Origin of the sequence: Methylophaga sp. UBA1464 (assembly GCF_002325665.1) — a bacterium.
In the GTDB taxonomy this organism is placed as follows: domain Bacteria; phylum Pseudomonadota; class Gammaproteobacteria; order Nitrosococcales; family Methylophagaceae; genus Methylophaga.
Genome location: NZ_DCSO01000043.1, coordinates 7,153 through 9,818 on the forward strand (window position 1 = coordinate 7,153; position 2,666 = coordinate 9,818).

Annotated in this window: 2 protein-coding genes; both read right to left on the reverse strand. The window is 47.1% G+C overall.

Going from position 1 to position 2,666, the window contains the following annotated elements:
• Window positions 1-590: 16S rRNA (guanine(527)-N(7))-methyltransferase RsmG (gene rsmG / locus B3O33_RS04395; protein ID WP_292363041.1), on the reverse strand; the 590-nt coding region annotated here is incomplete at its 3' end.
• The gene (gene mnmG, locus B3O33_RS04400) at window positions 590-2,473 is read right to left on the reverse strand and encodes a tRNA uridine-5-carboxymethylaminomethyl(34) synthesis enzyme MnmG (protein WP_292361377.1); all 1,884 of its coding nucleotides are present in this window, start codon (window positions 2,471-2,473) and stop codon (window positions 590-592) included. The genes mnmG and rsmG, both read right to left, overlap by 1 nt.
• Window positions 2,474-2,666 lie beyond the last annotated feature (193 nt).

Genomic DNA, 2,666 nt, shown 5'->3' on the forward strand with positions numbered 1-2,666 from the left:
TGATCTCCCGGTACGTTCAGCGTGACAATATCCTGCAGTTTGAAACCGCTTTTAATTGCTGCGAGTTCTTGTTCCGGATAGACGCCTTTCATCAAAACCAGGCTGCCAGCATCATCGCAGTGTCTCGCGGCTAAATCAATAATCTCAGCGATTGTGGCAAATGCCCGAGCGGTTACAACGTCAAATTTTGGCAAAGTTATTTGTTCTACTCTGCCATGTATTACCGTCACATTATTCAATTTCAGCTCGGCTTTCACCTGCTGTAAAAAACGTGTTTTTTTGATATTGCTATCGAGCAGGGTGACTGACATTTGCGGAAAACAGATAGCAATTGGAATACCGGGCAGTCCTGCTCCACTCCCAACATCTAACAGGTTAGTGCAGTTCAGATACGGAATTAATGACAAACTATCAAGGATATGTCGCGTCAACATGGTTTGCGGATCACGCACCGAGGTCAGATTATAGACCTTGTTCCATTTTTGCAGCAGTGCCAGATAATCCAGTAGCTGTGTTTTTTGCTCTTCGGAAAGTTGTAATTGCAGTTCAGCACAGCCCTTATCGAGCTGTGCTTTTAAATCTGAACCCATCAGCTCGCTTCACTCCATCCGGAACGTTTCAGATGCACCAATAACAACGAGACGGCAGCGGGCGTGACACCGGAAATCCTGGCAGCCTGACCTAAACTCTGGGGTTTGGCATTTTGCAGTTTTTCACGAACTTCATTGGATAAACCCCGTACATTGTGATAATCCAGATCGGCTGGCAATATGGTGCTTTCATTACGTTGCAGACGGTTGACCTCATTCTGCTGGCGATTGATATAACCGGCATATTTCACCTGGATCATCACCTGCTCGGCCACATCATCTGCGACCAATTGCTCTTCATTCAATAAGGTCATCAAGCCTTGATAATCCACACTGGGACGGCGTAATAATTCAATCGCTGTGCTACTTTTGGCCAGTGGCTCACCCAACACTGAAATGGCTCGTTGCTGATCTATCTTTTCCGGGGAGATCCGAGTGGTATTCAGACGGTTGTTTTCAGACTCAATCGCTTCCAGCTTGGCACTGAATACCGCCCAACGCGCATCATCGACAATACCTAACTGACGACCAATCGGCGTCAGACGGGAATCGGCATTATCCTCACGTAACATCAGACGATATTCTGCCCGACTGGTGAACATACGATAAGGCTCTTTGGTGCCGGAAGTAATCAGGTCATCAATTAATACGCCGATATAGGCCTCATCACGACGTGGATACCAGGGCTCAAGTTCACGTGTCTGCAAACCGGCATTCAGACCGGCGATCAAACCCTGGGCAGCCGCTTCTTCATAACCCGTCGTGCCATTAATCTGACCGGCAAAGAACAGGCCCGGCATGTGTTTGGTTTCCAGCCACGGTGTTAAATCACGTGGGTCAAAAAAGTCGTATTCAATAGCGTAACCCGGACGAGTGATATGGGCATTTTCCAAACCTTTCATTGAACGCACAATCTCATATTGCACATCAAACGGCAGGCTGGTGGAAATACCATTGGGATAGACTTCATTACAGTCCAGCCCTTCGGGTTCGAGGAAAATCTGGTGTGAGTTACGATCGGCAAAACGCACCACTTTGTCTTCAATTGATGGACAGTAACGTGGACCAATGCCTTCGATCTCGCCACTGTACATTGGTGAACGATCCAAATTGTTACGAATCACCTCATGCGTTTTTTCATTGGTATGGGTGATATGACAGGAAATCTGCTGCGGATGATGTTCACGTTTGCCAAGAAATGAAAATACTGGTGTCGGATTATCTCCCGGCTGTTCGGCTAATTGTGAATAATCAATACTGTTACTGGCGATACGGGGCGGTGTACCAGTTTTTAGACGATCAACGCGGAAAGGTAACGCACGCAAACGTTCAGCCAATGCAACAGAGGCAGGATCGCCCGCCCGACCACCTTGATGACGTTGCATACCGATATGAATTACACCACCGAGGAACGTACCGACAGTGAGTACCACGGCTTTACCACCAAACCGTAAACCCGACTGGGTGACAACACCGGCAACGCGACCGTTTTCAACGATCAAATCATCAACAGCCTGCTGGAATAAATAGAGATTGGGTTGTGACTCCAGCACAGCACGAATGGCGGCTTTATAACGGATTCTATCGGCCTGGGCACGAGTAGCTCTCACTGCCGGACCTTTACTGGCATTCAGAATTCTGAACTGAATACCGCCGAGATCAGCCGCTTTGGCCATGATGCCACCCAATGCATCAATCTCTTTGACTAAATGACCTTTACCGATCCCGCCAATCGCCGGGTTACAGCTCATCTGCCCTAATGTTTCGATGTTCTGTGTTAACAGAAGTGTTTTTACGCCCTGGCGAGCTGCCGCCAACGCAGCTTCGGTGCCGGCATGACCACCGCCAACGACTATCACATCATATTGATCCTGATACTGCATAACTCACCCGCGATAAAAAACTTGTAAAAGACTGCAGATTTTAACATGGCAGTCATAATCTTTGCCTAATATTTCAATCATTTATGGTTCAGTTATGACAAAAATGCCTGACTGAATCTTCATTAATTTTGATTATCACAATCCGGCAGAGATCTCATGATTGAAAAAAACACTGGCATAAAAAGGTTAATGT